Annotated in this window: 23 protein-coding genes and 10 tRNA genes; 12 read left to right on the plus strand and 21 right to left on the minus strand. The window is 40.2% G+C overall.

What is annotated here, in order from left to right:
• The first annotated feature begins 245 nt into the window (after positions 1 to 245).
• Genes DWW10_RS14465 through DWW10_RS14490 form a run of 6 tightly spaced genes read left to right on the plus strand, consistent with a single transcriptional unit; the run spans position 246 to position 2,922 of the window.
• Positions 246 to 866, plus strand: a complete 621-nt coding sequence (locus DWW10_RS14465; protein ID WP_229104621.1) for a hypothetical protein — start codon at positions 246 to 248, stop codon at positions 864 to 866.
• A gap of 17 nt (positions 867 to 883) precedes the next feature.
• Positions 884 to 1,168 (plus strand): hypothetical protein, encoded by a 285-nt coding sequence (locus tag DWW10_RS14470; protein WP_100263450.1) that lies wholly within the window; start codon positions 884 to 886, stop codon positions 1,166 to 1,168.
• A gap of 15 nt (positions 1,169 to 1,183) precedes the next feature.
• The gene (locus DWW10_RS14475; protein WP_100263451.1) at positions 1,184 to 1,441 is read left to right on the plus strand and encodes a hypothetical protein; all 258 of its coding nucleotides are present in this window, start codon (positions 1,184 to 1,186) and stop codon (positions 1,439 to 1,441) included.
• Positions 1,442 to 1,446: 5 nt separating this feature from the next.
• Positions 1,447 to 1,845: a YopX family protein gene (locus tag DWW10_RS14480; protein WP_117928579.1), complete on the plus strand. Its 399-nt coding sequence runs from the start codon at positions 1,447 to 1,449 to the stop codon at positions 1,843 to 1,845.
• Positions 1,829 to 2,098: a hypothetical protein gene (locus tag DWW10_RS14485; protein WP_100263453.1), complete on the plus strand. Its 270-nt coding sequence runs from the start codon at positions 1,829 to 1,831 to the stop codon at positions 2,096 to 2,098. The genes DWW10_RS14480 and DWW10_RS14485 overlap by 17 nt, the downstream gene beginning before the upstream one ends.
• Before the next feature lie 5 nt (positions 2,099 to 2,103).
• Positions 2,104 to 2,922 carry a site-specific integrase gene (locus tag DWW10_RS14490; protein ID WP_100263454.1) on the plus strand — a complete coding sequence of 273 codons (819 nt, stop codon included), beginning with the start codon at positions 2,104 to 2,106 and terminating at the stop codon, positions 2,920 to 2,922.
• A 51-nt stretch (positions 2,923 to 2,973) separates the two neighbouring features.
• Here DWW10_RS14490 and DWW10_RS14495 read toward each other — a convergent pair whose 3' ends face one another.
• Both DWW10_RS14495 and DWW10_RS14500 read right to left on the minus strand, forming a co-directional pair.
• Positions 2,974 to 4,113, minus strand: coding sequence for a site-specific integrase (locus DWW10_RS14495; protein ID WP_117928578.1), 1,140 nt, complete (start codon positions 4,111 to 4,113; stop codon positions 2,974 to 2,976).
• Between the two features lie 217 nt (positions 4,114 to 4,330).
• A tRNA-Asp gene (locus tag DWW10_RS14500) sits at positions 4,331 to 4,404 on the minus strand.
• A 195-nt stretch (positions 4,405 to 4,599) separates the two neighbouring features.
• Here DWW10_RS14500 and DWW10_RS14505 point away from each other — a divergent pair.
• Positions 4,600 to 5,916, plus strand: a complete 1,317-nt coding sequence (locus DWW10_RS14505; RefSeq protein ID WP_022391689.1) for an aminotransferase class I/II-fold pyridoxal phosphate-dependent enzyme — start codon at positions 4,600 to 4,602, stop codon at positions 5,914 to 5,916.
• A 19-nt stretch (positions 5,917 to 5,935) separates the two neighbouring features.
• Here the strand turns inward: DWW10_RS14505 and DWW10_RS14510 are convergent, their stop codons facing one another.
• The gene (locus DWW10_RS14510; protein WP_118421676.1) at positions 5,936 to 7,516 is read right to left on the minus strand and encodes a SusD/RagB family nutrient-binding outer membrane lipoprotein; all 1,581 of its coding nucleotides are present in this window, start codon (positions 7,514 to 7,516) and stop codon (positions 5,936 to 5,938) included.
• A gap of 20 nt (positions 7,517 to 7,536) precedes the next feature.
• Positions 7,537 to 10,536: a SusC/RagA family TonB-linked outer membrane protein gene (locus DWW10_RS14515; protein ID WP_118421675.1), complete on the minus strand. Its 3,000-nt coding sequence runs from the start codon at positions 10,534 to 10,536 to the stop codon at positions 7,537 to 7,539.
• Positions 10,537 to 10,789: 253 nt separating this feature from the next.
• On the opposite strand from DWW10_RS14515, the gene DWW10_RS14520 reads away from it, so the two are divergent.
• Positions 10,790 to 11,383, plus strand: coding sequence for a YqgE/AlgH family protein (locus DWW10_RS14520; protein WP_118421674.1), 594 nt, complete (start codon positions 10,790 to 10,792; stop codon positions 11,381 to 11,383).
• On the opposite strand, the gene DWW10_RS14525 is transcribed toward DWW10_RS14520, so the two are convergent.
• From DWW10_RS14525 to recR, 4 genes are read right to left on the minus strand one after another with little or no spacing between them, the layout of a single operon-like run.
• On the minus strand, positions 11,380 to 11,913 hold the full coding sequence (locus DWW10_RS14525; protein WP_007663107.1) for a GNAT family N-acetyltransferase: 534 nt from the start codon (positions 11,911 to 11,913) through the stop codon (positions 11,380 to 11,382). The genes DWW10_RS14520 and DWW10_RS14525 overlap by 4 nt on opposite strands.
• Positions 11,914 to 13,122, minus strand: a complete 1,209-nt coding sequence (locus DWW10_RS14530) for a glycosyltransferase family 2 protein (RefSeq protein ID WP_118421629.1) — start codon at positions 13,120 to 13,122, stop codon at positions 11,914 to 11,916.
• Entirely contained in the window at positions 13,119 to 13,577 is a 459-nt protein-coding gene (locus DWW10_RS14535; protein ID WP_022391694.1) for a hypothetical protein, read from the minus strand. The genes DWW10_RS14530 and DWW10_RS14535 overlap by 4 nt, the downstream gene beginning before the upstream one ends.
• A gap of 26 nt (positions 13,578 to 13,603) precedes the next feature.
• Positions 13,604 to 14,221 carry a recombination mediator RecR gene (gene recR / locus DWW10_RS14540; RefSeq protein ID WP_007663114.1) on the minus strand — a complete coding sequence of 206 codons (618 nt, stop codon included), beginning with the start codon at positions 14,219 to 14,221 and terminating at the stop codon, positions 13,604 to 13,606.
• A 376-nt stretch (positions 14,222 to 14,597) separates the two neighbouring features.
• Between recR and yihA the strand changes: the two genes are divergently transcribed.
• Positions 14,598 to 15,203, plus strand: a complete 606-nt coding sequence (gene yihA, locus DWW10_RS14545; RefSeq protein ID WP_007663115.1) for a ribosome biogenesis GTP-binding protein YihA/YsxC — start codon at positions 14,598 to 14,600, stop codon at positions 15,201 to 15,203.
• A 12-nt stretch (positions 15,204 to 15,215) separates the two neighbouring features.
• Positions 15,216 to 15,818, plus strand: a complete 603-nt coding sequence (locus DWW10_RS14550; RefSeq protein WP_022391695.1) for a DUF4923 family protein — start codon at positions 15,216 to 15,218, stop codon at positions 15,816 to 15,818.
• 85 nt (positions 15,819 to 15,903) lie between these two features.
• Here DWW10_RS14550 and DWW10_RS14555 read toward each other — a convergent pair.
• The 11 genes from DWW10_RS14555 to DWW10_RS14610 form a co-directional block, all read right to left on the minus strand.
• Positions 15,904 to 15,976 (minus strand) — tRNA-Gly (locus DWW10_RS14555).
• A gap of 28 nt (positions 15,977 to 16,004) precedes the next feature.
• A tRNA-Leu gene (locus tag DWW10_RS14560) sits at positions 16,005 to 16,089 on the minus strand.
• 26 nt (positions 16,090 to 16,115) lie between these two features.
• Positions 16,116 to 16,188: transfer RNA gene (locus DWW10_RS14565), tRNA-Gly, on the minus strand.
• A gap of 15 nt (positions 16,189 to 16,203) precedes the next feature.
• Positions 16,204 to 16,287: transfer RNA gene (locus DWW10_RS14570), tRNA-Leu, on the minus strand.
• 45 nt (positions 16,288 to 16,332) lie between these two features.
• Positions 16,333 to 16,414 (minus strand) — tRNA-Leu (locus DWW10_RS14575).
• A 26-nt stretch (positions 16,415 to 16,440) separates the two neighbouring features.
• Positions 16,441 to 16,513 (minus strand) — tRNA-Gly (locus tag DWW10_RS14580).
• A 15-nt stretch (positions 16,514 to 16,528) separates the two neighbouring features.
• Positions 16,529 to 16,612, minus strand: a tRNA-Leu gene (locus DWW10_RS14585).
• Between the two features lie 45 nt (positions 16,613 to 16,657).
• Positions 16,658 to 16,739, minus strand: a tRNA-Leu gene (locus DWW10_RS14590).
• A 27-nt stretch (positions 16,740 to 16,766) separates the two neighbouring features.
• Positions 16,767 to 16,839: transfer RNA gene (locus DWW10_RS14595), tRNA-Gly, on the minus strand.
• A 110-nt stretch (positions 16,840 to 16,949) separates the two neighbouring features.
• Entirely contained in the window at positions 16,950 to 18,089 is a 1,140-nt protein-coding gene (nspC, locus tag DWW10_RS14605; RefSeq protein ID WP_118421628.1) for a carboxynorspermidine decarboxylase, read from the minus strand.
• 10 nt (positions 18,090 to 18,099) lie between these two features.
• Positions 18,100 to 20,454: an ATP-dependent helicase gene (locus tag DWW10_RS14610; RefSeq protein WP_118421627.1), complete on the minus strand. Its 2,355-nt coding sequence runs from the start codon at positions 20,452 to 20,454 to the stop codon at positions 18,100 to 18,102.
• 243 nt (positions 20,455 to 20,697) lie between these two features.
• On the opposite strand from DWW10_RS14610, the gene DWW10_RS14615 reads away from it, so the two are divergent.
• Entirely contained in the window at positions 20,698 to 21,294 is a 597-nt protein-coding gene (locus DWW10_RS14615; protein WP_007663121.1) for a superoxide dismutase, read from the plus strand.
• 163 nt (positions 21,295 to 21,457) lie between these two features.
• Positions 21,458 to 22,066, plus strand: a complete 609-nt coding sequence (locus DWW10_RS14620) for a thiamine phosphate synthase (RefSeq protein WP_022393816.1) — start codon at positions 21,458 to 21,460, stop codon at positions 22,064 to 22,066.
• Between the two features lie 15 nt (positions 22,067 to 22,081).
• Here DWW10_RS14620 and DWW10_RS14625 read toward each other — a convergent pair whose 3' ends face one another.
• Positions 22,082 to 22,966 carry a sensor histidine kinase gene (locus tag DWW10_RS14625; protein WP_118223582.1) on the minus strand — a complete coding sequence of 295 codons (885 nt, stop codon included), beginning with the start codon at positions 22,964 to 22,966 and terminating at the stop codon, positions 22,082 to 22,084.
• A gap of 172 nt (positions 22,967 to 23,138) precedes the next feature.
• Positions 23,139 to 25,865: a pyruvate, phosphate dikinase gene (gene ppdK, locus DWW10_RS14630; RefSeq protein ID WP_118421626.1), complete on the minus strand. Its 2,727-nt coding sequence runs from the start codon at positions 25,863 to 25,865 to the stop codon at positions 23,139 to 23,141.
• Positions 25,866 to 25,970 lie beyond the last annotated feature (105 nt).

The raw sequence follows: 25,970 nt of genomic DNA on the forward strand, positions 1-25,970 counted from the left end.
GCAACCGAACATGAGTAAATTTATTAACGAATTGATCCGAAAGGAACAACAAAACCAAAAGTAATGAGACAGATAATTGAAATAGTAAAAGCAATCAAAGGTAAGAAATATATTATAGCGTCATGGTGCATAATAATCATTAATGGTCTTCTTCCTGAATGGATATGGGCTTATTGCGCAAGATTAATACATTGTGATATTACTGATTATTTTCAGCATGTCGTGTTTGGAATAGTCCTTATCTTATGTATAATTTATTTACACAAAAACATACAGAATGTAAGGAAAAAATAACAGCTTTGCTTGCCTTGATTACTATTAAGGCAAGCAAACATTTGAACTCTTTTAAAATCAACATAATGGAAAAATCAAAAGCTTTTGAACTGATAGAATTTGTTTGGAACAATGAAAAGACAGATTCTTATTTACGAGTCAACATAGCCATGTATGAGGCAGTAAAATTGGCTATAATTTCTCAAATGAAATTCAACAAAGAGGATTTTCATAATATATTTTCAAAATTCAGCGGTAGTTACTGGTTTGGAGTCAACGCCAATGGTAAGGGCTATGGTGAGAACTTCTATCGGGAAGCTGTTACTTCGGGAAATATTTCAGCCTGCCAAAGCTATGAAGCATTCTGCAACATTAAACCCTTTATAGACTCCAAAGGCAGAAGGTTATGCAAAGGGGCAATGTACCGGGATAATGAGAAACGTTATAGGGTGACGGGATTTGATTTAGACACTAAAAAAGTCTATTTAGTAGGTTATGCCATAAGTGATTGGGAAGAAAAAGGCAAAAGGTTTCTTTTTAACTTTTCCAATAACGAATGGAACGAATTTAGAAAACAAATAAAGCAATTTTAATCAGAAAGGAACCAACTATGAAATATAGTAAAACAGGTCAGTTTACCGCCAATCAAGAAAAGCTGTGTAAAGAGATAGCTATTCGGATTAGTAAATTGCGCAAAAGCGGTTGTTGTGTGTTCGGTAAGGGAGATGAATTACGTGTATATAAAACAAAAGATATGGAGCATGCACAACCATTACATCTTTCTACTGGTAGCGATTATAAACACGCTATTAAGTATCTTCATGCCGGACGTATAAACGATAGTGGAGCAGATGATAGCGAATATTTTGAACAAGGATATATAACAGAAGAATAATCCTAAAAACAGAATATGAATCAAAAAGCAAAAGATTATATCAGACGCAACACTTTGGATTTGGAAAGTGATAATCGAATGGATTCTACCGGCTATGTGCAATATGCCATATCAGAGGCAAAAGCCTATGCAGCAATAGCGATAGCCGAAGAAGGAATGAGACAAAAAGCCATTGAAGCATTCAAATTTGCTGTTGATGGTTACTTCATAATTGGCGGTACCGATTATTCAGCCGATAGATTAAATGAATTTATTAAAAAACTTGACTCTTAATATTTATGAGAATAATAAAATTCAGAGGCAAAAGCCTTAATACAAAGATGTGGGTATATGGTGATCTGAACCATAGAGGTAAGAGAACATTCATAGAGTATGAGGTCGATTGTAAAACAATCAGCCAATTTATAGGCAAAACAGATAAAGAAGGTACAGAAATTTACGAACATGACATTATTAGTGTTAATGGCAAATATCCCAAATTGGTTAAATACATAGATGAATATGCCTGCTTTTGCCTTGCCAATATCAGCGACTTAAATAAAGAATGGACGAACCCATGGCAACAAATTTCACCTGATTGGTGGAATGATTTCAAACGGGAAATTCGAGTCATAGGAAATGCTTTTGATAATCCTGAATTGATGAGGGGGGGGATCAACCATGAATATACCATATAGAACCAGTCGTGACTATCAGCTTCTTAAAAAGTTGCTGGATGAAGGAAAAGAAATCGTATGTTTTGCAGACTTTCCGATAGATAACCGGATTTTCCGCGATGTTTGTAAAGCAAGAAAAATAGGAGAAGGCCGATATTCCATTACTTGCCGTGGTTGTGAATATGCTTCATTTTGGGAAAATCACAATTACAAATGGACGTTTGAAGATGAAATGCAGATGGCTAATATAGAATTTATTGAACCAAATATTTAATTGACATGAAAGATTTACGTACAGCATTTTTGGCAAAATACCCCAAATATGAAATTATACTCAACATGTATAGTAAGGCGAACGATTGCCCGGCAACATGGGAAAATCTTTCAAAAGTTCGATTGCAGACTTTTGTTGATTATATGGAAGAACGGCTGGCACCAAACTCTGTTCGCCAATATGCCGCCAAATTAAAAGCTGTATTGAACTTGTACAATGAAGAGGTTGAGCTACCTAAAGACTATAATAAAATCCTTTCAGTAAAAAATGTGAGAAGCACTAATGTTTGGCTTACTGATGAAGAACTTGAACGAATTATCACCTATGTTCCCAAGAATGCCAACGAACAATTGGTACGCACACAATTTTTAATAGGAGCCTTTACCGGTTGCCGTCATAGTGACTATACACGGTTGAACAACCGTAATATAGTGGGTGGAATGATCTCTTATGTCAGCCTAAAAACTAAAACTCATGCCACAGTGCCATTGAAGCCAATCGTGCAAGAACTACTAACAAACTTGCCTAAAGAAGAAGTTAGCGATCCGACATTCAACAATAATATCCGTAATATTTGCCGGAAAGCTGGAATCACAGAAGCAGTTAAAATATTCAAGGCAGGAAAGGAAGTGGAAGGTGAAAAATGGGAATTTGTTTCAAGTCACACGGCACGCCGGAGTTTTGCAACCAATTTGTATTTACGCGGTGCCGATTTATACTCAATAAGCCAAATGATGGGACATGCAAGCGTGGAAATGACTCAAAATTATCTTTGCTGTGGTCTCCGTGAACAATCGGCACAAGTTATGGAGTATTTTAAATGAAACAAGCCACGCTAAATATCGGTAGAACTATTTTAGCGTGGCTCTCTTATACTATAACAAAATCCGTTCCAGCATCTCAAAGTCTTTTTCCACTTCGGCATTCAAGACTTTAGCATATTGTTGTGTGGTGCGTACATTTGTATGACCGAGCATTTTACTCACATTTTCCATCTTAACCCCATTATTCAGGCACATTGTCGCAAATGTGTGGCGGCTCATGTGAACGGTCAAATTTCTATCAAGCCCTGCATAATCAGCAACTATTTTAAGCCGCAAATTGTATTGTTGATTACTGATAACCGGAAGCACATAATCATATTTTCTCAATATTTCCATTGCAGGAGACAGTAATACGATAAAATAGTTTTCTTCTGTCTTTAAACGAATATCCAATATAACATACTTATTACCGCGTTTTTGTACATCACGTTTGAAATTGAATTTAGCAAGATCAGCATAGGATATTCCAGTATATGCCTGAAAAATAAAAAGGTCACGGACTCTACAGATCGTTTGCGAATCTATTTGAGCATCTTTCACTTTCTTCAATTCTTCGGCAGTCAAATATTTCCTGATGGCATGTTTGCCACGGGAAAAACGCTCACCCTTATACGGATCATTTTTTAGCAAATCAAACTTTATGGCCTCGTGGATATAACGTTTGTTACGTTTATGATAGTTATATATTGTCGGCTGTGAATAGCCCTTAGCATGTAACCAATCATCATACAATGTGATATTGGCTTTTGTGAGATCAGAAAAATATATTATTCTGTCAAATTCACGTAATGAGGCCGCAAATGTCCGATGGGAAGCTTTGGTACTTTCCGTTATATCTCCACGCTCTTCAATTCTTCTTTCTACAAAGTCAACAAAACTTTCTGATTTATTGGTATATCTCAAAAATCTATCCAGCTTATCAAAATCAAAAACTTCCTTTTTGCTGATAAGTTCATTAATCCAATTTTGGATAACCCGGAGTTGTTCATCAAGACACTGGTTCAATTGAATCATTTCAACCGAATTAATTATCTTCTTTCGATCATTCCATTGGTCGGAATAGACTTTAACGCCGGTTCCGATCCATTTTCTCTTACCTTCGCTCAAAACTTCAATTTGAACGAGTCCCTTGTGTGTCTTTGTCGCAACCTTTTTACGATCAAAGACGAATCTCATTGTCGGATATTTCATATTCTTTTGAGTTTTGGTATCTACTGATTATCGCTACAATAAAAAAATGGTATCAAAGGCGGTATCATTATAGGTGAAAATATCGGTAGAAATCGGGAAATACTGGTAAGTTTCCGGTAAATATGCACCCAATTTTTATATGTTCTCCATCTACCTCCAACGCCTTAATTGCCTGATACACAACAAAAAAGGGAGTAACTAATGTTACTCCCTTTCGCGGTGCGTACGGGACTCGAACCCGTGACCCCATGCGTGACAGGCATGTATTCTAACCAACTGAACTAACGCACCATAATTTCATTTTTAATTGCTATCTCTCTCGATTGCGGTTGCAAAGGTAGACAATTCTTTGAAATCTGCAATAGCTTGGAAGAAATATTTTTCATCTTTTTTAAACTAAGCTTGATTATAAGATATTTATATTACCTTTGTCTGACGAAAAAAAATCGAATAACAAATCAAAATGAACCAAAAGCGAGAAAAACCATGAGAAATACCCCTATTGAACGTAAACTGATTGACGAAACCATCGAAGCATTTCAGATTGCAGACTTTGGAAAAGCAACCATCCGTGAAGTAAAAGCAATTGCTGCCAAAGCAGAAGCTGAGTCAGGTATAGAATTCATAAAAATGGAAATGGGTGTACCAGGTCTGCCTCCTTCGGCAGTAGGTGTGAAAGCTGAAATCGAAGCACTACAAAAAGGCATTGCCAGTCTCTACCCCGACATCAACGGATTACCTGCCCTGAAAGAAGAAGCTTCACGTTTTATCAAAGCTTTCATTAATGTAGATTTAAAGCCCGAAGGGTGTGTACCAGTTACCGGTTCTATGCAAGGCACTTTCGCCTCATTCCTTACTTGCAGTCAATGTGATGAAAAGAAAGATACGATATTGTTTATCGACCCGGGATTTCCTGTGCAAAAACAACAGCTGGTGGTCATGGGACAAAAGTTTGAAACCTTTGATGTATATGACTTCCGTGGTGGTAAACTAAAAGAAAAGTTGGAAAGATATCTTGAGAAAGGTAATATTTCTGCTATTGTTTACTCAAACCCTAACAATCCCAGTTGGATATGTTTAAAGGAAGAAGAACTGCGTATTATCGGAGAACTTGCCACGAAGTATGATGTAATTGTCCTGGAAGATCTGGCTTACTTTGCAATGGACTTCCGCCAGGATTTGAGCAAACCATTCCAACCGCCTTATCAACCGTCAGTGGCACATTATACAGACAATTATGTATTGCTTATTTCCGGCTCTAAAGCATTCAGTTATGCCGGACAACGCATCGGAGTAAGCTGCATCTCAAACAAATTGTACCATCGCTCCTACCCTGGACTCACCAAGCGATACGGAGGTGGCACATTTGGTACAGTATTTATTCATCGGGTACTTTATGCTCTTTCTTCAGGTACCAGCCACTCTGCACAATACGCACTTGCTGCCATGTTGAAAGCTGCTAACGAAGGGCAATACAACTTCCTTGATGAGGTAAAGATATATGGTGAACGTGCACACAAATTAAAAGAAATTTTCCTTCGTCATGGTTTCCATTTGGTATATGACAATGATTTGGGTAATCCTGTTGCCGATGGTTTCTACTTTACCATTGGCTATCCAGGTATGACCAGTGGGGAACTTGCTAAAGAATTGATGTATTATGGTGTCAGTGCCATATCACTGATTACAACAGGTAGCCACCAGGAAGGTTTACGCGCTTGTACTTCTTTCGTTCAGGATCATCAATACGCGCAATTAGAAGAACGGATGGCAATCTTTGCAGAAAACCATCCGGTGAAATAAGTAAATAGAGAGAATAAATTTACCAGTTAGTGCCGGTATCCCACCACAAACGGGTACCGGCATTATCATCCCCACCCAAAGCATTGACTAATGCACGATACTGCTCCGGATTCTCCGTTTGTAAGCCTCCGGGAAAATTTAACCGGCGTATCATGATTTCCGTATCGACGCAACCGTCCTTACTGTGGTTGAAGCGTACAGGGAAAAGACGTGGGTATCCTGTTCTACGCTGTTCCGCCCAAGCTTCACATCCTTCCGGAAACATCGCTAACCACTTCTGAGTCATAATCTTTTCTAATTTTATATCCCGGTCAGCTGTTTCAATCCACTTTGGAGACACTGTACAACGTGCCTTTATATTATTTTCAGTATCATATGTATCCACAAAATCAGCAGCCAATTTATCACTATTCAAATAATCTGCTGTTTGCGATATACCATGTTGACGCAAAGATGCAGTAACCCCTCTCTCGTAACAGGTACCGGCATTTTCACTTGTCCAGTCCCGTAAAGCAGCTTCTGCTCGTAAGAACCAAACCTCAGCTGCAGTCATAAGAATAGCATCTGTTTTTTGGGTGGCTTGCAATTTAGATAAACCAAGATAAGAAGTATGAGAGAAACAAGTCCCCTGCCGGATACCACGATATTGTCCCGTATATGCCTTATCCTGACAAGTAGCAAAATAAACAGCTTTCCGGGGATCTTCGTAACCGTTCATTATAGATTCCATGGGAGCACTCATATAAGTTTCATTCCACACCAGATTAAGTTCACCCAGCGGGTTGGTATATCCACTCTGAGTTGAGACAGCTACCAGTTCATTTTCCGTTTCCAACACTCCATATTCATTATTAAATGCTTTGAGAAACTCTGAACGTGACTTTTCCTTATCCGCCAATGCAATACGCATGGCAAGTCTCATTCTCAATGAATTGGCAAACTTAATCCACGAAGTATATTTACCATCCATCAATATATCAAAACGGGAGAACTCAGTAGCTTCCGGATTCGACTCAACATAATCGGTAAGAACTGTCACAGCCGTATCTAACTCACAAAAGAATTCTTTGTATACAGCTTCCTGTGTATCGGGTGCATATCCTGCATTAGGATCAGCAAAGTGTGTATACACAATAGGACCATAATAATCCGTAACGCGGTGCATCACTTCAACTTTCAGAATCTTTGTTATTCCGAAAAAGCCGGAATGCTTGTCACGAGTTGCATTTTCCGATTGGTATATCTGCGGAAAAATATACGAATAAGTATGTCCCCACATAGCACTATTCCAACCATCCTGCAAATTATAGTCCGAATTATGACTTCCTCCATTCAGCGGTTTACCATCATGCATATATCCACTGAACATATCGGCATTCAGATTCTGTGTCAATTGAAAAGGCCAATTCTTACCTTTTCCATAATCATAATTGAAGTAAATACCTTGCTGGATAATGCCCAGACGAATACCATGTTCATTGTAATCAATCTGCAAATCTTCATCCGTCACTCCGGACAAATCCGTATTAATGTCTTTAAAGTCACCTGTACATGAGGCTAATAATAGCAGCACCCCGAATATCCAACTATATCTTTTCATTCCACTTTTCTCCTCATCCATTAAAATTCACACTTCAATGAAAAGCCCCAACTACGAGTCGTAGGCATTCCATACACATCGATACCTTGATTGTCATTGCCGGTGGACAACACCAAATCAGGATCAAAAGGAGCCTTCTTATAAAAGAAGAACAAATTACGGGCTATAAATGACAGTTGTACTTTCTTCAACACCTTAGATTTCTCCATCCAGGAGGCAGGTAACTGATATGACAACGAAAGTTCTCTCAACCGGATATTTGTAGCGTCATACATATAATATTCCGTTGTTCCCGCACGTCCACCAACTATCTTATAAAATCCCTTTACATTATCTATCCGATGTCCTTCGAGCATTACATAGCCTTCATCGCGAGCTTGCGCTGTAACTTCCGATACACCATACAAGTCCATATCTGCCTGCGTTTGTGAAAGTACTTTCCCTCCATAACGGCAATCTACCAGGAAATAAAGCGAGATGTCTTTATAAGAAAGTGTATGATTCCATCCCATCTGGAACTTCGGACTAGAGTTACCTACCTTTACCGTATTCCCATCACCTTCTATTTTAGGTAATCCGGCATTACTTCCTTCCGTCTCGTACACAATATCACCTGAAGCATCCCGAACAAAAGCTTTTCCATAAATATCACCGATAGAACCACCTTTCACCAACTTCATGGCATAACTGGAAGAGAAGCTGGTAGGTCCATAAACAAACTCTTTCAATTCTTCATGCAAAGCGACAATCTTATTCTTATTAGTTGCAAAATTAAGAGTGGTACTCCACATGAAATCTTTCGTCAACACTGGTGTTGCATCCAATGCAATTTCCCAGCCACAGTTCAGAATATTACCAGCATTCACATATCGATATGCATACTTATCACCCGCCAATGTAGGTAATTTAAAGAATTGGTTGCGAGTATTCGTTTTATAAAAAGTAAGATTAAAACCAATGCGACTATTCAAAAAACGCGCCTCAGCACCAGCCTCCCACGAATAATTCATTTCCGGTTCCATCTCTTTAAAAGGAGCTGCATCATTTGCCAAATATTCACCGCCGGCAGTTATATGAGACAGAGGATACGTCATGAATGGAGGAATATCATTACCTACCATACTATAAGCTCCACGTACCTTAGCGTATGACACCCATTCCGGCAATGTAAACAAGCGACTCAAGATCAGCGATGTTCCGATAGAAGGATAAAGATATCCCCGTTTCTCATGTTTGGTATGTGAAAGAGTGGATGCCCAGTCATTACGGGCACTCAAATCAATATAAGCACTTTCTTTGTATCCCACCTGGGCAGTGGCAAACAAGGATTGTAGCTGGCGGCGGGCATCTATCTTCTGATCAAGAGCAGCAGAACCATTCATTATTATATTTGCCAGATTGAAAACATTGGCATAATATAATGAAGCAGTCTTAGAGTCATAACGAGTAGAATTGGTGGTTTTGTCATTGATACTCGTACCCAGCGCACCGTTCACAGAGAAGTCACCCCATTGCTTCTTCATCATAAGCATCAGATCACCATAAAACTGGATATCTTGATAGTCCATTTCTATGTAACGTCCGTTCGTACCTGCTAAAGCCGGAGCTGTGGAAGCATAGAATTTCTGACGAAGCTTGTCATTAATACAATCAACATTACCACGAGTCTGTACTGTCAACCAATCATTTACTTTGAAACTTGCCGATAAGGATACTATAGCATGCAAGCGTACTTCTTTACTTTGTATACGATTCACAATCCAATAAGGATTTTGCTCAAAGTCATCATAAGAGGTATGCCAGTTTTGTATATTCAAATTTCTACTCTCATCATATATTTCAAAATTATCCTTGTAATATGTTAGGTCTTCTCCACGAGGAAAGCGATAAAGACCGACTAACGGATTCATATAAAATCCGCCCACTGTCGGTTTATTCTTAGTGACCTGCCGCATCAGGTTTACACTACCATCTAACTTCAGACGATCGTTAAACAAAGTAGAAGTTTCTCTGAAAGTAAGATTATGTTTCGACAAACGGTTTTTATCAATAATTCCTTTACCGGTAGTATTGGCATACGAGAAGTAGTTTTGCAATTTTTCGTTACCATGACTCAAGGATACAGAAGTAATAGAAGCCATTCCCGTAGAAAAGAAATCTTTCAGATTATCATTTTTTGGCAAATTTTGCCGTTCACCCCAACTATCTATAACTTCACTGACTCCATAACGGTTTTGCATCTCAGGCAAAGAAACAGCTTTATCAAACATAAGACTGGTAGAGAATGAAATACTACGCTGTCCCTGTGATTTACCTTTCTTAGTTGTAATCAAAATCACACCATTACCTGCCTGGCTTCCATAGAGTGCAGCAGCAGGAGCGCCCTTCAGGATACTTATACTTTCAATATCTTCTGAATTTAAATTTGAAATGCCATCACCACCATCGCGATTTCCTGCATTAGCTGTCCCTCCTATGGCACTGAAAGCTTGTTCCGAACTTGAATTCAGCATAGGAACACCGTCAATTACATAAAGAGGTTGATTTTCACCAGCCACCGAACGGATTCCACGAATACTTACCTTCGCAGAAGCCCCCAAACCCGATGAGACCTGATTTATTTGTACACCCGCAGCTTTACCTGTCAACGATGTTATCAAATTCGGCATTTTAACCCTCGTCAGTTCTTCATTCTTTATCTGACTCATGGCATAAGAAAGAGAGTGTTCTTTCTTCTCAATACCCAATGCAGTCACAACTATTTTATCCAGTTCCACAGCATCCTCTACCATTGTTATATTCAGGAAAGTCTTTCCGCCCACACTGATCTCCTGCGTTTTATATCCCATAAAGGAGAACCGCAACATAACATCGTCTGCAACAGTCAATTTAAACTTCCCCTCCATATCAGTAACCGTACCGTTTGAAGTACCTATTTCTAACACTGTAGCACCCGCCAAGGGCACACCATCCTCACCTACAACGCATCCTGTAAGAGTTTTCTGTGCCGAGATTACCATCAAACGACTGTCTACGTCGTTTGCAACAAAAGCATAACAAGAACTACTGCGTAAAAAAAAACAACTAAAAAACAAAAAACAGATATAACTATAGATAGTAAGTTTCATAATTTGCAATAAAGAAATAACAATCTGCAAATGTAACCAATTTCTTTTTCAATTAAAACCTGTTATATAACATATAAGTAATATATGTCAGTGAAAAAAGAACGATAATATTTGTTTTTCGAGGATTTGTATGTATATTAGGGGCATGGATACTAATGCGGACATATTTAAAATAGAAACAAACCATGTGGTACCTTCACGTGGAAAAGTGTTGATATCTGAGCCTTTCCTCTATGATGAGATGTTTGGACGTTCCGTTATTTTGTTGGTAGACCACTCCACAGATGGCACAATGGGGTTGGTACTCAATAAACCACTTCCTTTATGCCTAAATGATGTATTGAAAGAATTTAAGGATATAAGCAATATACCGATCTATAAAGGTGGCCCATTAAGCACCGACACATTGTTTTATCTTCACACTCTGAAAGATGTGGAAGATTCGTTGCAAATAGGAAAAGGAGTTTATCTGAATGGAGACTTCGATGCCATCCGCCGTTATATTTTGCAAGGTAATGATATCGACGGAAAGATACGTTTCTTCCTAGGCTATTCCGGTTGGGAACATGATCAATTATGTCAGGAAATAGAAGAAAATACCTGGCTGATAGGATCAACAAGCATCGCCTCCCTTATGAATGAAAAAGGAAGTGCAGAATTATGGAAAAATGTATTGGGACAGCTGGGAGGCAAGTATGAAATATGGTCACGCTTTCCACAAATTCCTACACTAAATTAATCATGCCGGATACGCTGCAATAATGCAACATCTTTGAAACATCCCTCGATACATAGCCAGTCTTTTAATAATCCGCAAGAAACAAAGCCACATGAAGTAAACAGGCGCATACTTGCTTCATTATCTGTAGCGATGTGAACGAATAGTTGTCGCATACGCAGAAAATCAAAGGCATATTCGCAAAGCAATGTTAATGCATCCTTTGCATAGCCTGCTCCACGAAACTCTTTCCTGATCACGATACCCACTTCTCCACGCGCGTGCATAGGAGAAAAGTCTGTTATATCAACCGTGCCAATTGTCAGACCGTCTTCAAGACGCACAATCATCATACGCAATTGCTTATCAGCAAACATATCACATTGTGAGTTCTCCATGTATTGTTTCATAACATAGCGCGAATAGGGTACTGTAAAGTTGCTGATATCCCACTGTTGAGGATCATTTTCCATCTCACAAATAAGTTCCAGATCTTCTGGCTCCATAGCACGAAGACGAATACGGTCATTTATAAAATAGGTATGTTTCATTCAGATGTAACATTTATCAGGAGTCACCAATACACGGCTCTCCGGGTTATAAATACCAAGGCTCAATCCCATTTTGCGATGATGGGACAACAAGCGAATAATAGTTGAAAAAGAAAAGGCACGGCAATCATATACTACATGCGTGAAACCTTTCAGTGAAATGAATGGACTTCCATGACCATCCACAGCAGACATTTCGCTGGATACAACAAAGTGATGCTTTCCACCTAATCCGTTACGCTTTAAAAGTACGCGCAAGCTATGAATGGTTGCTTCTTCGCCAAATATGAGAAAACGAGAAAAACGTTGTCCTTTCTGAAAAGAGATTTTCGTCTCTTTTACCGGAAAACTAAACAAACGCTGCACAAAAAGTACAAACAAGCGAACATACATCTGCAGATGAATACCCGCACGCACCAGCCAACGCCCTATAACACCATAACGTTCTCCATGTTTACAAAAGAAAATATCCATAGCCTCACAAAATACACGCACATGCCGATAAGTATCCTTCGATGTGCTTTCTCCCTTATAATGCAATATCGGATAAGGCAAATAATAATTTTTATATCCTGCTTCTTCTATCCGGCAAGACAGGTCAATATCCTCACCATACATGAAGAAATCTTCATCCAGTAATCCGGTTTTATCTAATGCAGAACGACGAAGCAACATAAATGCACCCGCCAGCACTTCCACCTGATGAACGCCATCCATATCCAAAGCAGTACAATAATAACCACCCAAACTTTTAGAGTGCGGAAACAATCGTCCCAAACCAGACAATTTACCGAAAGTTGCCGCCAAAGTAGGATATCCACGTTTAGATTCCCTCAAAAAGCGTCCGTCATGCGTTATCATTTTCACACCGGCAGCCCCAGCTTCAGGATGAGCATCCATAAAAAGTATTGCCTCTTCCAATGTCTGTTCCGACAATACAGTGTCAGGATTCAGCAGTAGCACATACTCCCCTTTCGACTCACGAATTGCTTGGTTATTGGCACGGGCAAAGCCCAGATTTTCTTTATTATAGATATAGGTGATATTCGGAAAACGCTCAGTGATATATGCTTCAGAATTGTCCATAGAGGCATTATCCACTACCAGAATCTCGGCTGAAAGATTGTCAATAGCCCTGTATAAGGAACAAAGACACTGTTCCAGGTAATACTTAACATTATAATTGACTATGACAACGGAGAGTTTCATGCTTCCTCTTCTTTATTAATATGCAATTCCTTACGCAAGCGTCCCTCACCGGGCAAACAAAACAATGAAGCCGTTAGAGCAATAAAAGCACAAAGAATTCCTTTATTACTCAACATGAGATAATAAACAGCAAAGCCCGCCAACACCGGTAACATTAAAAGTATAATGCGAATTTTACTCCAGAAAGAATACAAATGTAAGGCTTCGGGCAAACTAACCTTGTCGATCTTGCGCGTAAGCACCCATGCAAATAATTTTAAGGATACAGGCACACAGATAGCCGCCAGCAAAATAACCAATGTTTCAGCAAAATAAGTAGCACGTACATCAGCAGCGTATATGCCTACCCATTCCCCACCAGTTTCACCTACTATTATTAACAGAACCGGCAGCAACCAAAAGCTGATAAATATAACTTTTAAACGAGCTGCCACGTGTTTTATCTGATTTTCCATGTAATAATAACTTAATAACTAATAATTCAATTTGTTCCGGAAAAAGGAGTTCGATTCACAATACTACGTCCCAATGTCACCTCATCAGCATATTCCAGTTCATCACCAACAGAAATACCACGGGCTATGACACTCAACTTCACACCCAGTTTCTCCAATTTACGGTAAATATAAAAATTGGTTGTATCACCCTCCATTGTGGTACTAAGTGCCAGGATAACTTCTTTTATTCCACCTGCAGATACACGCTGCACAAGGCTTTCTATTTGTAAATCGCCTGGTCCCACCCCATCCATTGGTGAAATAACGCCACCCAACACATGGTAAAGTCCACGGAATTGCTGCGTAGCCTCCACTGCCATGACATCACGGATATTTTCCACAACGCACACAGTAGAATCATCCCGCTGTGGATTAGCACAGATACGGCAAGTTTCCGTATCCGATATATTGTGGCAGACTTTACAATATTTCACTTCGTGCTTCAGCGTAACAATGGCATTGCCAAAAGCCTCCACTACCGCCGTATCCTGTCGCAAAAGATGCAACACCAAGCGCATAGCCGTCTTTCGTCCCACTCCGGGCAGCTTGGCAAACTCACTCACTGCCTTCTCCAATAATATCGAGGAAAATTGTCCATTCATACTTAAAAATCAACTATTGGCGACAAAGATAATGCAAATTGAGTGCAGAACTTTCATGCAAGCATGAAAAAGTTCTGCCAAAATGCAGCTTATCTTCTCAAAAGATAATCAGAATTCCGTATTCTGAACACGGAATTTTGAAATAAGTGCTACCTTTGCACACGTAAAAAAAGAGAAACTGCCTGTAAGGAGTGTAAACATTTACGTACCACCGCTCATAAGTAGCTCCTGGAAGGGGGCATAACGTTTTTAAAGAATAAAGGCAACGTTTTTAAAAAACGTCCACCATATTCTTTAAAAACGTTGGGAGAGTTTTTTAAAAACATTCTCCACACAGATAAAAAGAGTAAGAAACTTTCTAAAATTGACAAGAAAAATGGAGATTACAAGCGCCGAATTCGTCATTAGTAATACAGACGTAAAAAAATGCCCCCCCGGAATATTTCCCGAATATGCTTTTATCGGACGTTCCAACGTTGGGAAATCCAGCCTCATCAATATGATGACAGGCCGTAAAGGACTTGCTATGACTTCCGCCACTCCGGGAAAAACAATGCTTATCAACCACTTCCTTATTAATAAAAGTTGGTATATAGTCGATCTGCCCGGTTACGGCTACGCCAGACGCGGACAAAAAGGAAAATCACAGATACAGCGCATCATTGAAGATTATATTCTGGAACGTGAACAGATGACAAATCTCTTTGTGCTTATCGACTCACGGCTCGATCCACAAGTCATCGACATCGAATTCATGGGATGGTTGGGCGAACATGGAATCCCTTTCTCCATCGTCTTTACCAAAGGCGATAAGCTGAAAGGAGGCAGATTGAATAGTAATATCCAACAGTATCTGAAAAAACTAAAAGAACAATGGGAAGAACTTCCCCCATATTTTGTGACCTCTTCTGAGAACAGAATGGGCAAAAAAGAGTTATTAGATTATATAGAGAGTATTAATAAAGAATTGAATACCAAATAAAGTAATAGTTATATGAAAAAGAGTGTATTTTCAGTGGCATTTATTGTCACTTTGCTTCTGGTGTCTGCCAATAGCCAGGCACAGTCGCTAAAAGATTTATTCAATAAAGAAAACGTAGAAAAGGTAGTTAGTGCCGTTACCGGCAAAAATACCGTTGATATGACAGGAACATGGTCCTATACCGGTTCTGCTATCGAATTTGAATCAGATAATTTGTTAATGAAAGCTGGTGGTGCAGTAGCCGCTACTACGGCAGAAGCCAAGCTCAACGAGCAATTAAGTAAAGTAGGCATCAAACCCGGACAAATGAGCTTTACCTTTGCGGCCGACAGTACATTCAACGTCAAATTGGGAGCCAAAACCTTGAAGGGTACCTATACATACGATGCTACCGAAAAACATGTAGTCATGAAGTTCGTCAAACTAATAAACATGAATGCCAAAGTCAATTGTACATCAAGCAATATGGATTTGCTGTTCGAATCTGATAAACTTTTAAAGCTTATTACTTTCCTTTCCAGCAAAAGCAGCAATGCAACATTAAAAACAATCAGCTCTTTGGCAAACAGCTACGATGGCATGATGCTAGGATTCTCACTCGAAAAGAAAGAATAACAATATACAGAAATTAAAAAGCCCCGTAAACTTACTGTTTACGGGGCTTTTTAATTATTAATTTCTTAGATTATTATGAGAATTGAGCGGAAAACGAGACTCGAACTCGCGACCCTAACCTTGGCAAGGTTATGCTCTACCAACTGAGCTATTTCCGCATTAGATGACTCTCTTTTCACAAAGAGTTGGTGCCCAGAACAGGACTCGAACCTGCATGCCTCTCGACACACGCACCTGAAACGTGCGCGTCTACCACTTCCGCCACCTGGGCATTGTGTCATCTATTATATGAAACAGAGCGGAAAACGAGACTCGAACTCGCGACCCTAACCTTGGCAAGGTTATGCTCTACCAACTGAGCTATTTCCGCATTATGATGACTATGTGAAGAGGAGGAGACTCGAACTCCCACAACATTTCTGTCACTACCACCTCAAAGTAGCGCGTCTACCAATTCCGCCACCTCTCCATACCATCTCATACTTTCAAAGAACTAAAATCGCCTCACCTAACGTGCCCAGAACAGGACTCGAACCTGCATGCCTCTCGACACACGCACCTGAAACGTGCGCGTCTACCAATTCCGCCACCTGGGCATTATGTCATCTATTATATGAAACAGAGCGGAAAACGAGACTCGAACTCGCGACCCTAACCTTGGCAAGGTTATGCTCTACCAACTGAGCTATTTCCGCATTATGATGACTATGTGAAGAGGAGGAGACTCGAACTCCCACAACATTTCTGTCACTACCACCTCAAAGTAGCGCGTCTACCAATTCCGCCACCTCTCCATACCATCTCATACTTTCAAAGAACTAAAATCGCCTCACCTAACGTGCCCAGAACAGGACTCGAACCTGCATGCCTCTCGACACACGCACCTGAAACGTGCGCGTCTACCAATTCCGCCACCTGGGCATTAGGTAATTGCAATCTATGTATCTGAGCGGAAAACGAGACTCGAACTCGCGACCCTAACCTTGGCAAGGTTATGCTCTACCAACTGAGCTATTTCCGCGATTGCGGATGCAAAGGTAGATATTTTCTCCAAACCTGCAAACATTCCGCCCGTTTTTTTCGCGAAGAAAACTATACATCTCCTCCACTCTGAAGACATGTTTTTGATTATCAACTCATTCTGTCCCGATAATCTTCGTAAGAAAATTGCCTGAATATTTCAGCCTTCCCATCTTTTGTCCACATAGCAATAGCAGGATGATGGATTCCATTGAACATATTTGTTTTTACCATAGTGTAATGAATCATATCCTCGAAGACTATGCGCTCTCCGATTTGCAGTTCATGATCAAAACTCCAATCTCCCATATAATCACCACTCAGGCATGAATTTCCTCCTAAACGATACACATGGCAGCCATTATTTCCCATTTCAGCACCACATACAGCAGGCTGATAAGGCATTTCAAGACAGTCGGGCATGTGACAGGTAAAGCTGACATTGAGAATGGCAGTGCGAATACCACGACTTTCTACAATATCCACTACTTCGGAAGTCAAAACACCGGTTTGCCAGGTAAAAGCAGAACCTGGTTCCAGAATAATACGCAAATGAGGATGACGGGCACGCAAATCTTTCAGTAAATGAATGAGATGCTCTACATCATAATCTTTACGTGTCATCAAATGACCACCACCCAGATTCAGCCATTTTATCTGCGGGAACCAATAAGAGAATTTTTCTTCCAAATGTTGAAGCGTACGTTCCAGTTCGTAAGAAGAAGACTCACAGTGGCAATGACAATGAAACCCTTCAATACCCTGCGGCAAGGTTTCAGTCAGTAAATCTGCCGTTATGCCGAAACGGGTTCCGGGAGCACAAGGATTATACAGCTCTGTTTCTACTTCTGAATATTCAGGATTGATACGAATACCACAGGAAATACCACTTCCTTCCTTTACCACCGCAGGATAGAAACGGCAAAATTGTGACAAAGAATTAAAAGTTATATGGCTACTACAACGCATGATTTCCGGGAAATCAGCCTCCGTATAGGCAGGAGAATAGGTATGAGCTTTACTACCGAACTCTTCCAGTGCCAATCGCGCTTCATATACGGAACTCGCCGTAGAATGCTCGACATATTCCCTAAAAATAGGAAATGAGCGCCACATAGCAAACGATTTAAAGGCCAGAATAATTTCCACCCCGGCACGATCGGCAACACTTTTTATCAGCGTGAGGTTTTTTCTCAATAATTCTTCATCCATAATATAGCATGGAGAAGGGAAACGATCAAAATCTATCATATTTTCTTTTTTATCCGATTATTTTAAAACGGGCAAAGCGCAATAAAAGTTGCTTGTCACCCGCATTCTTGAAACGAATGGTAGCTTTAGCATTATCACCCTCACCTTCCACTTTCACAACTTCTCCCAAACCAAAACGTTCGTGCTCTATCAATTGTCCCGGTTGTACTGCCATTGCAGAAGCAGGAGCCGATGCAGAAGCAGGAGTTGATGAAGTCACCCGTTTCAGGTTACGTGGAACACTCGGAGCAATTATCTGCTGCTTAGGACGCTGAGGAGTTTCTTTTTCCTTATTATAAAATGATTCGCGTACATGGGGTGAACGAGAGAAACCAGTGCTATTCTCCCTACGAAATGATCCGGACTCATCATCAATCTTATTACTAAGCCCTGCCTCCTGGGGTAAACGCAGAAAACGAATATCTATATCTTTCAGGAAGCGGCTGGGACTGCCAAATTCCATTTTTCCATAACGAAAACGGGTACGGGCATATGAAAGAAAACAATGTTCTTCTGCACGGGTAATGGCCACATAGAACAAACGTCTTTCCTCCTCTAACGCACGCGGTGAATCCCCTACCATACCACTGGGAAAAAGGTTTTCTTCCATTCCCACCACAAATACATTCCTAAATTCCAATCCTTTGGCAGAATGGACGGTCATAAGTGTGATTTTCTCATCATCTCCATCTTTATCCGAGTCCTGATCTGTCAACAGTGAGACTTCCGAAAGAAAATCAGTCAACGATATATTAGGATTACCTTCTTCCAGACGCATCGCACAAAAATCACTCATACCATTGACCAACTCCTCGATATTCTCCTTACGACTAAGGTTCTCCGGAGAATTATCCTGGCAGACATCATTAATGATACCGGATTGACGGATAATTTCCGTACCAATTTCATAAGCATTTTTATCCACTATACCTTCCAGAAATCCAGAAATCAAATCGCGGAAAATCTGTAATTTGGAATGTGTACCCTTATTGAAATTCAGCCCATATGTCAACGGTTCGCATAACACAGTCCAAAGGCTGACACCATTCTCAGTAGCTGCAGTAATGATCTTACCCACTGTCGTATCACCAATACCACGAGCCGGATAGTTAATAATACGTTTAAATGCTTCTTCATCATTCGGATTAACAACCAACCGGAAATAGGCTATCACATCCTTAATCTCCTTACGTTGATAAAAGGATAATCCACCGTAAATACGGTATGGCATGCCCCGCTTACGCATCGCTTCCTCAAAGACACGGCTTTGTGCATTGGTACGGTAAAGTATAGCAAAATCCGAATAAGGATAATGCTCCGAGCGACGAAGTTCCGCAATCTTATTGACTACAATATCCCCCTCTTCCACATCACTGTATGCCTGAAACACACCAATGGCTTCCCCTTTCTCTTTCTCCGAAAAAACCTCCTTACGTATTTGCCTCTCATTCTTCTCAATCAAACTATTCGCCGCACAAACAATAGTTTGTGTAGACCGATAATTTTGTTCCAGTTTAAAGACTTTTGTATTGGGATATATTTTAGTAAAGTATAATATATTATCAATATCAGCTCCCCGGAAAGAGTAAATACTCTGGGCATCATCTCCCACCACACAAACATGCTGATGATCTTTTGCCAACTGTAGTACAATGCTATGCTGAGCATAATTGGTATCCTGATACTCATCTACCAGAATATAGCGAAACTGTTCCTGATAACGCGCCAGCACTTCCGGATGATCCCTGAACAGTATAAAAGTATAAAAAAGTAAATCATCAAAATCCATTGCATCCGCCTGCCTGCAACGATCCCAATAGCGATGATAAATATCACGTATTGCAGGCATCTTAGCAGCACAATCACCCTCATATGCCTCTTTATTGGATGCATACGCCGCAGGTGAAACTAAATGATTTTTCGCATTGGATATACGTGCCTGTACATTCCCCGGTTTATACACTTTCTCATCCAGGCCCATTTCTTTTATAATAGAACGCACCAGACTCTTACTGTCCGCCGTATCATAAATGGTAAACTGTGAAGTAAAACCTATATTTACGGCTTCCACATGCAAAATACGCAAAAATATAGAATGGAATGTACCCATCCATAAATGACGTGCCCGCTGGTCTCCTACTTGCCGGGCAATACGCTCTTTCATTTCACGGGCAGCTTTATTGGTAAAAGTTAAAGCCAATATATTCCATGGCTGATAACCATTCTCTAACAAATAGGCTATTTTATAGGTCAGCACCCGCGTCTTCCCGGAACCGGCACCGGCTATAACCAGTGACGGGCCCTCGTTGTAGAGCACTGCTGCGCGCTGTCCTTCATTCAGTTCTTCGATATAATTCGTATTCATGTATGCAAAATTAAGGGATTCTTTTTAGATTCATACAATGTATACGAACTAAAATAATTAAGATAGCATATTACATTTCAGAAAACAGTCCGTAAGTCACTGTTTATTATGTACTTCCACAACAAGTCATTCTACATCTTCAAAAAGTTTTATAGATATGGAAGAACATTTATTGGATATCAAACGTTATATTAACAGAAACATAATTCAAGACAAATTATGAATACATTATTAACATCTTTAATGCTTATAATTATGACATACGAAATGCCTAAACTTCCATATGCAAACAATGCGTTGGAACCTGTAATCAGTCAGCAAACTATAGATTACCACTACGGTAAGCACTTACAAACATATGTAAATAACCTCAATAACCTGGTTCCGGGTACAGAGTATGAAAATAAAGATTTAGTAACCATAGTAGCCACTGCACCGGATGGGGCCATCTTCAATAATGCAGGACAAGTTCTGAACCATACTTTATACTTCCTGCAATTTTCTCCCAAACCTGCTCATAGTGAGCCAACAGGGAAATTAGCAGAAGCTATTAAACGCGATTTTGGAAGCTTTGATAACTTCAAAAAAGAGTTCACAGCTGCTGCCGTAGGATTATTCGGATCTGGTTGGGCCTGGTTATCAGTAGATAAGAACGGAAAACTTCATATAACCAAAGAAGCTAATGGCAGCAACCCTGTACGTGCAGGACTTATTCCATTGTTAGGCTTTGATGTGTGGGAACACTCCTACTATCTTGATTATCAGAATCGCCGTGCTGACCATGTAAATGCTCTTTGGAGTATTATCGACTGGGATGTAGTGGGTAATCGACTGAAATAAGCAACAACAACCTTATAAATTCTTTTTTTAATGCGCACCTATGGGAATAAGAACTTCCCATAGGTGCGTTTGTGTTTCAATCTAACATATTTTAAAGAAAAACGTTACCTACTGAAAGCATTTATCATTAACTTTGCTAAACATAAACGTTTAACAAATAAAAATGAAGCTCATCGTAGTCACAGCGCCCACATTCTTTGTGGAAGAGGACAAGATCATTACAGCACTCTTTGAAGAAGGGCTGGATATTTTGCATCTGCGGAAGCCGGAAACTCCTGCTATGTATTCCGAGCGACTTTTGACGCTAATACCTGAAAAATATCATAGACGCATTGTTACTCACGAACATTTCTATTTAAAGGAAGAGTTTGACCTCATGGGCATTCATCTGAACACACGTAATCCTAATGAACCACATGATTACTCAGGACATGTCAGCTGTACTTGCCATTCTGTAGAAGAAGTAAAAAGTAAAAAGCATTTTTATGATTATATATTTATGAGTCCCGTATATGACTGTATCACCAAAACAGGTACTCTTTCAGGTTATACTCCGGAAGAATTGCGCGCAGCTGGAAAAGAAAGAATAATAGATACTAAAGTTATGGCTTTAGGAGGAATTACTCCAGACAATATTCTGGAGATAAAAGATTTCGGATTTGGAGGTGCAGTAGTACTTGGTGATTTATGGAATAAATTCAATGTTTGTACAGACCGGGATTATTTAGGTGTCATCCGCCACTTTAAGAAACTGAAGGAAATGGCGGATTAAAAAGTTCAATTTCCATTAGAACTTCCCATATTCTTTATATTCGACCCCAGCAGGCAAAGTAAAATAGAATGTAGAGCCTTCTCCTTTTTTAGATTCTACACCGATGCCACCACCATAGTGTTCAACAATAGATTTCGTAATAGAAAGACCTAAACCTGTGCCACGAATATTATAGTTCATCTTCACAAAGCGTTCAAAAATAGCCCGGCGACTATCTTCATCAATACCGCATCCTGTATCAGCTACATAAAAATAAAAGTTATTATTGCTCAAACGGCGATATCCAATCTTCACACTACCCTGTTCTGTAAACTTCAATGCATTTTTCACCAGATTATTAATGACCTGCGCAAAACGTACCCGGTCTATCATTAAACGGCATTGCGGAAGTCTCTCTACAAACTCAATCAGAATACCCGAAGGACGGGGATGTGCATTCTCTGCAGCACACATTTCCTGAATCAAAGCATTCACATCCACATCTCCATCTTTATATTCCATTGTATTGGCCTCAATCTTTGAGAAGTCCAATAAATCATTAATCATCTGAACTAGAAAATCTTTATTGTCATTGATTTCTTTCAGAAAAATCATTCGTTCTTCCCTACTCAGATTATCAGTCTCAGCAAGTACATTTGTAAATCCGACAATCGCATTAAGTGGTGTGCGTATCTCATGGGTCATATTAGCGATAAAGGCATTCTTCAGCTGATTACTTTCTTCCGCTACTTCATTTAATTGTTGCAAAGTCTTCAACCTCTTGGTCTTGTTGATAGACACCACAATCATAATGACCAGAAGTAATAAAATAATTACTCCAAAGCATAGCAAGAGTATTTCATTCCTTTGATAAAAATCTGATGCCCCTAAAATATAAAATGTTGCAAAATCCGGCTTCATAAAGTTGGTTATTAAAAGATAAAGGTGATCCTAATTCTATATGTGGGCACAAATATACTAAAGAAAAAACAAATAACTGATCAATAGATACATGTTTTTTTCTAAAAAAGATAGGCTGTAAGCCTTTTTGAAAAAGGTTTACAGCCTATAAATATAAGATTTATGAAGTCTTTTATTTCATATCTTCAATAGCTGCCTGTGCCGCTGCCAGACGTGCAATGGGTACTCTGAACGGAGAACAACTAACGTAGTTCAAACCCACCTTATGACAGAATTTCACAGAAGAAGGCTCACCGCCATGTTCACCACAAATACCGCATTTCAAATCCGGACGGATAGCACGACCTTTTTCCGTAGCCATACGCACCAGCTGCCCTACTCCATTTTGATCGAGGACCTGGAACGGGTCTACTTTCAGAATCTTCTTTTCCAGATAAACAGGGAGGAAAGAAGCAATATCATCACGTGAATAACCGAATGTCATCTGCGTTAAGTCATTTGTACCAAATGAAAAGAACTCAGCAGAAGAAGCAATACGGTCGGCAGTCAAAGCAGCGCGAGGAATTTCAATCATCGTACCTACCTTGAAGTCAATGCTGTCACCCAGCTCAGCGAAAAGTGCAGCAGCTTCTTCGCGAATCACCTTTTCCTGTTCTTTGAACTCATACAAGATACCAGTCAACGGAACCATGATTTCCGGATGGGTTTCCACACCTTCTTTCTTCAGTTCCAGAGCAGCACCAAGGATAGCACGTGTCTGCATCTGAGTAATTTCAGGATAAGTATTGCCCAAACGACATCCGCGATGTCCCAACATCGGATTATGTTCACAAAGTGACTCTACACGTTGCTGGATATATTGCAGACTAACGCCCATAGTATCCGCCATTTCTTGTTGTCCCTTCAAATCATGCGGAACAAATTCGTGCAAAGGAGGATCGAGCAGACGAACAGTTACAGGACAACCTTCCATAGCCTGGAAGATACCCTTAAAGTCTGCTTGTTGGTAAGGCAATATCTTGGCCAAAGCTTTGCGACGTCCTTCTGCATCTTCTGCGAGGATCATCTCACGCATAGCTTTAATCTTTTCACCTTCAAAGAACATATGTTCCGTACGGCAAAGACCGATACCTACAGCACCAAAATCACGAGCCACAGCAGCATCATGAGGAGTATCTGCATTGGTACGTACCTGAAGTTTCGTGTACTTATCAGCCAGATCCATCAATTCAGCAAAATCTCCTGAAAGTTCGGCAGCCTTTGTTTCTACCTGACCTTTATAAACTACACCTGTACTACCATTCAATGAAATATAATCACCTTCTTTCAGCAGAACGCCATCTATTTCTACAGTACGAGCCTTATAATCAATATTCAAAGCACCGGCACCCGACACACAGCACTTACCCATACCACGGGCAACTACTGCTGCATGAGAAGTCATACCACCGCGGGCAGTAAGAATACCTTCTGCAACTGCCATACCCGCCAAATCTTCGGGAGAAGTCTCGATACGTACCATTATAATACGCTTACCGGCAGCATGCCATTCTGCAGCATCATCTGCAAAGAAGACAATCTGTCCTGTAGCAGCACCCGGAGATGCGGGAAGACCACGAGTTAAAACCTTGGCTTGTTTCAAAGCAGTCTTATCAAACACAGGGTGGAGCAATTCATCCAATTTATTGGGCTCGCAGCGCATCAATGCAGTTTTCTCATCAATCATACCCTGATGCAGCAAATCCATTGCAATCTTCACCATAGCTGCACCGGTACGTTTACCGTTACGCGTCTGGAGAAACCAGAGCTTACCTTCCTGAACGGTAAATTCCATATCCTGCATATCTCTATAGTGGTCTTCCAACTTAGTCTGCAGAGTATCCAGCTCTTTATAGATTTCCGGCATAGCCTCTTCCATTGACGGATATTTGGCTGCACGTTCTTCTTCGCTAACGCCTGCCAGTTCTGCCCAACGCTGTGAACCGATTTTGGTAATCTGCTGCGGTGTACGGATACCTGCCACAACGTCTTCACCTTGCGCATTAATCAAATACTCACCATTAAACAAGTCTTCACCTGTACCGGCATCGCGGCTAAAGCAAACACCTGTAGCAGAAGTCTCACCCATATTACCAAATACCATTGCCTGAACATTAACGGCTGTACCCCACTCATCGGGTATACTTTCCATCTTACGATATAGAATAGCACGTTCATTCATCCAGGAATTGAATACTGCGCAAACAGCGCCCCACAACTGCTCATAAGCACAAGCCGGGAAGTCTTTTCCGGTTTGCTCCTTTACAGCAGCTTTAAACTTCTTCACTAATTCCTTGAGGTCTTCCACTTCCAGTTCATTATCCAGCTTCACGCCTTTTGCATGCTTCACCTCTTCAATGATGGCTTCAAATGGATCGATATCCTCTTTATTAGTCGGCTTCATACCCAATACCACGTCACCATACATCTGTACGAAACGACGGTAAGAGTCCCATGCAAAACGTGCATTGCCTGTTTTACGTGTCAATCCTTCTACTACTTCATCATTCAGACCCAAATTAAGGATCGTGTCCATCATACCCGGCATAGAAGCACGAGCGCCCGAACGCACTGAAACCAGTAATGGATTTTCTATATCACCGAACTTAGAAGACATCAATTCTTCTACTTTTGCTATAGCATTTTCTACTTCGCCTTTCAACAGAGCAACCACTTTTTCCTGCCCCATCTCATTATATTCGGTACAAACCTCAGTCGTGATTGTAAAACCAGGAGGAACCGGAACCCCGATAAGGTTCATTTCGGCAAGGTTGGCACCTTTACCTCCCAAAAGATTTTTCATGTCGGCCTTTCCTTCTGCCTGACCGTTACCAAAGGTATAAACTCTTTTCTTGTCCATAATATAAATTTAAGTTTCTCGATTGTGATTTTTTTCTGTTCGCAAATCTAAGTATATTTCGCATACTAGAAAACTTTTTGAGAAAAAACTTTCTATCAAAATGCA

Source organism: Bacteroides intestinalis, assembly GCF_003464595.1.
GTDB classification, from domain to species: Bacteria; Bacteroidota; Bacteroidia; order Bacteroidales; family Bacteroidaceae; genus Bacteroides; species Bacteroides intestinalis_A.

Coding starts and splice junctions, on each gene's coding strand:
- recR (WP_007663114.1), bottom strand. CDS start 14,221: ATGAATGGACAATTTTCCTCGATATTATTGGAGAAGGCAGTGAGTGAG.
- DWW10_RS14515 (WP_118421675.1), bottom strand. CDS start 10,536: ATGGTAATCTCGGCACAGAAAACTCTTACAGGATGCGTTGTAGGTGAG.
- DWW10_RS14535 (WP_022391694.1), bottom strand. CDS start 13,577: ATGGAAAATCAGATAAAACACGTGGCAGCTCGTTTAAAAGTTATATTT.
- DWW10_RS14530 (WP_118421629.1), bottom strand. CDS start 13,122: ATGAAACTCTCCGTTGTCATAGTCAATTATAATGTTAAGTATTACCTG.
- DWW10_RS14510 (WP_118421676.1), bottom strand. CDS start 7,516: ATGAAAAGATATAGTTGGATATTCGGGGTGCTGCTATTATTAGCCTCA.
- DWW10_RS14615 (WP_007663121.1), top strand. CDS start 20,698: ATGCTTATAATTATGACATACGAAATGCCTAAACTTCCATATGCAAAC.
- DWW10_RS14625 (WP_118223582.1), bottom strand. CDS start 22,966: ATGAAGCCGGATTTTGCAACATTTTATATTTTAGGGGCATCAGATTTT.
- DWW10_RS14480 (WP_117928579.1), top strand. CDS start 1,447: ATGAGAATAATAAAATTCAGAGGCAAAAGCCTTAATACAAAGATGTGG.
- DWW10_RS14525 (WP_007663107.1), bottom strand. CDS start 11,913: ATGAAACATACCTATTTTATAAATGACCGTATTCGTCTTCGTGCTATG.
- DWW10_RS14485 (WP_100263453.1), top strand. CDS start 1,829: ATGAATATACCATATAGAACCAGTCGTGACTATCAGCTTCTTAAAAAG.
- DWW10_RS14490 (WP_100263454.1), top strand. CDS start 2,104: ATGAAAGATTTACGTACAGCATTTTTGGCAAAATACCCCAAATATGAA.
- DWW10_RS14620 (WP_022393816.1), top strand. CDS start 21,458: ATGAAGCTCATCGTAGTCACAGCGCCCACATTCTTTGTGGAAGAGGAC.
- DWW10_RS14505 (WP_022391689.1), top strand. CDS start 4,600: ATGAGAAATACCCCTATTGAACGTAAACTGATTGACGAAACCATCGAA.
- DWW10_RS14520 (WP_118421674.1), top strand. CDS start 10,790: ATGGATACTAATGCGGACATATTTAAAATAGAAACAAACCATGTGGTA.
- DWW10_RS14465 (WP_229104621.1), top strand. CDS start 246: ATGTATAATTTATTTACACAAAAACATACAGAATGTAAGGAAAAAATA.
- nspC (WP_118421628.1), bottom strand. CDS start 18,089: ATGATAGATTTTGATCGTTTCCCTTCTCCATGCTATATTATGGATGAA.
- DWW10_RS14610 (WP_118421627.1), bottom strand. CDS start 20,454: ATGAATACGAATTATATCGAAGAACTGAATGAAGGACAGCGCGCAGCA.
- ppdK (WP_118421626.1), bottom strand. CDS start 25,865: ATGGACAAGAAAAGAGTTTATACCTTTGGTAACGGTCAGGCAGAAGGA.
- yihA (WP_007663115.1), top strand. CDS start 14,598: ATGGAGATTACAAGCGCCGAATTCGTCATTAGTAATACAGACGTAAAA.
- DWW10_RS14550 (WP_022391695.1), top strand. CDS start 15,216: ATGAAAAAGAGTGTATTTTCAGTGGCATTTATTGTCACTTTGCTTCTG.
- DWW10_RS14475 (WP_100263451.1), top strand. CDS start 1,184: ATGAATCAAAAAGCAAAAGATTATATCAGACGCAACACTTTGGATTTG.
- DWW10_RS14470 (WP_100263450.1), top strand. CDS start 884: ATGAAATATAGTAAAACAGGTCAGTTTACCGCCAATCAAGAAAAGCTG.
- DWW10_RS14495 (WP_117928578.1), bottom strand. CDS start 4,113: ATGAAATATCCGACAATGAGATTCGTCTTTGATCGTAAAAAGGTTGCG.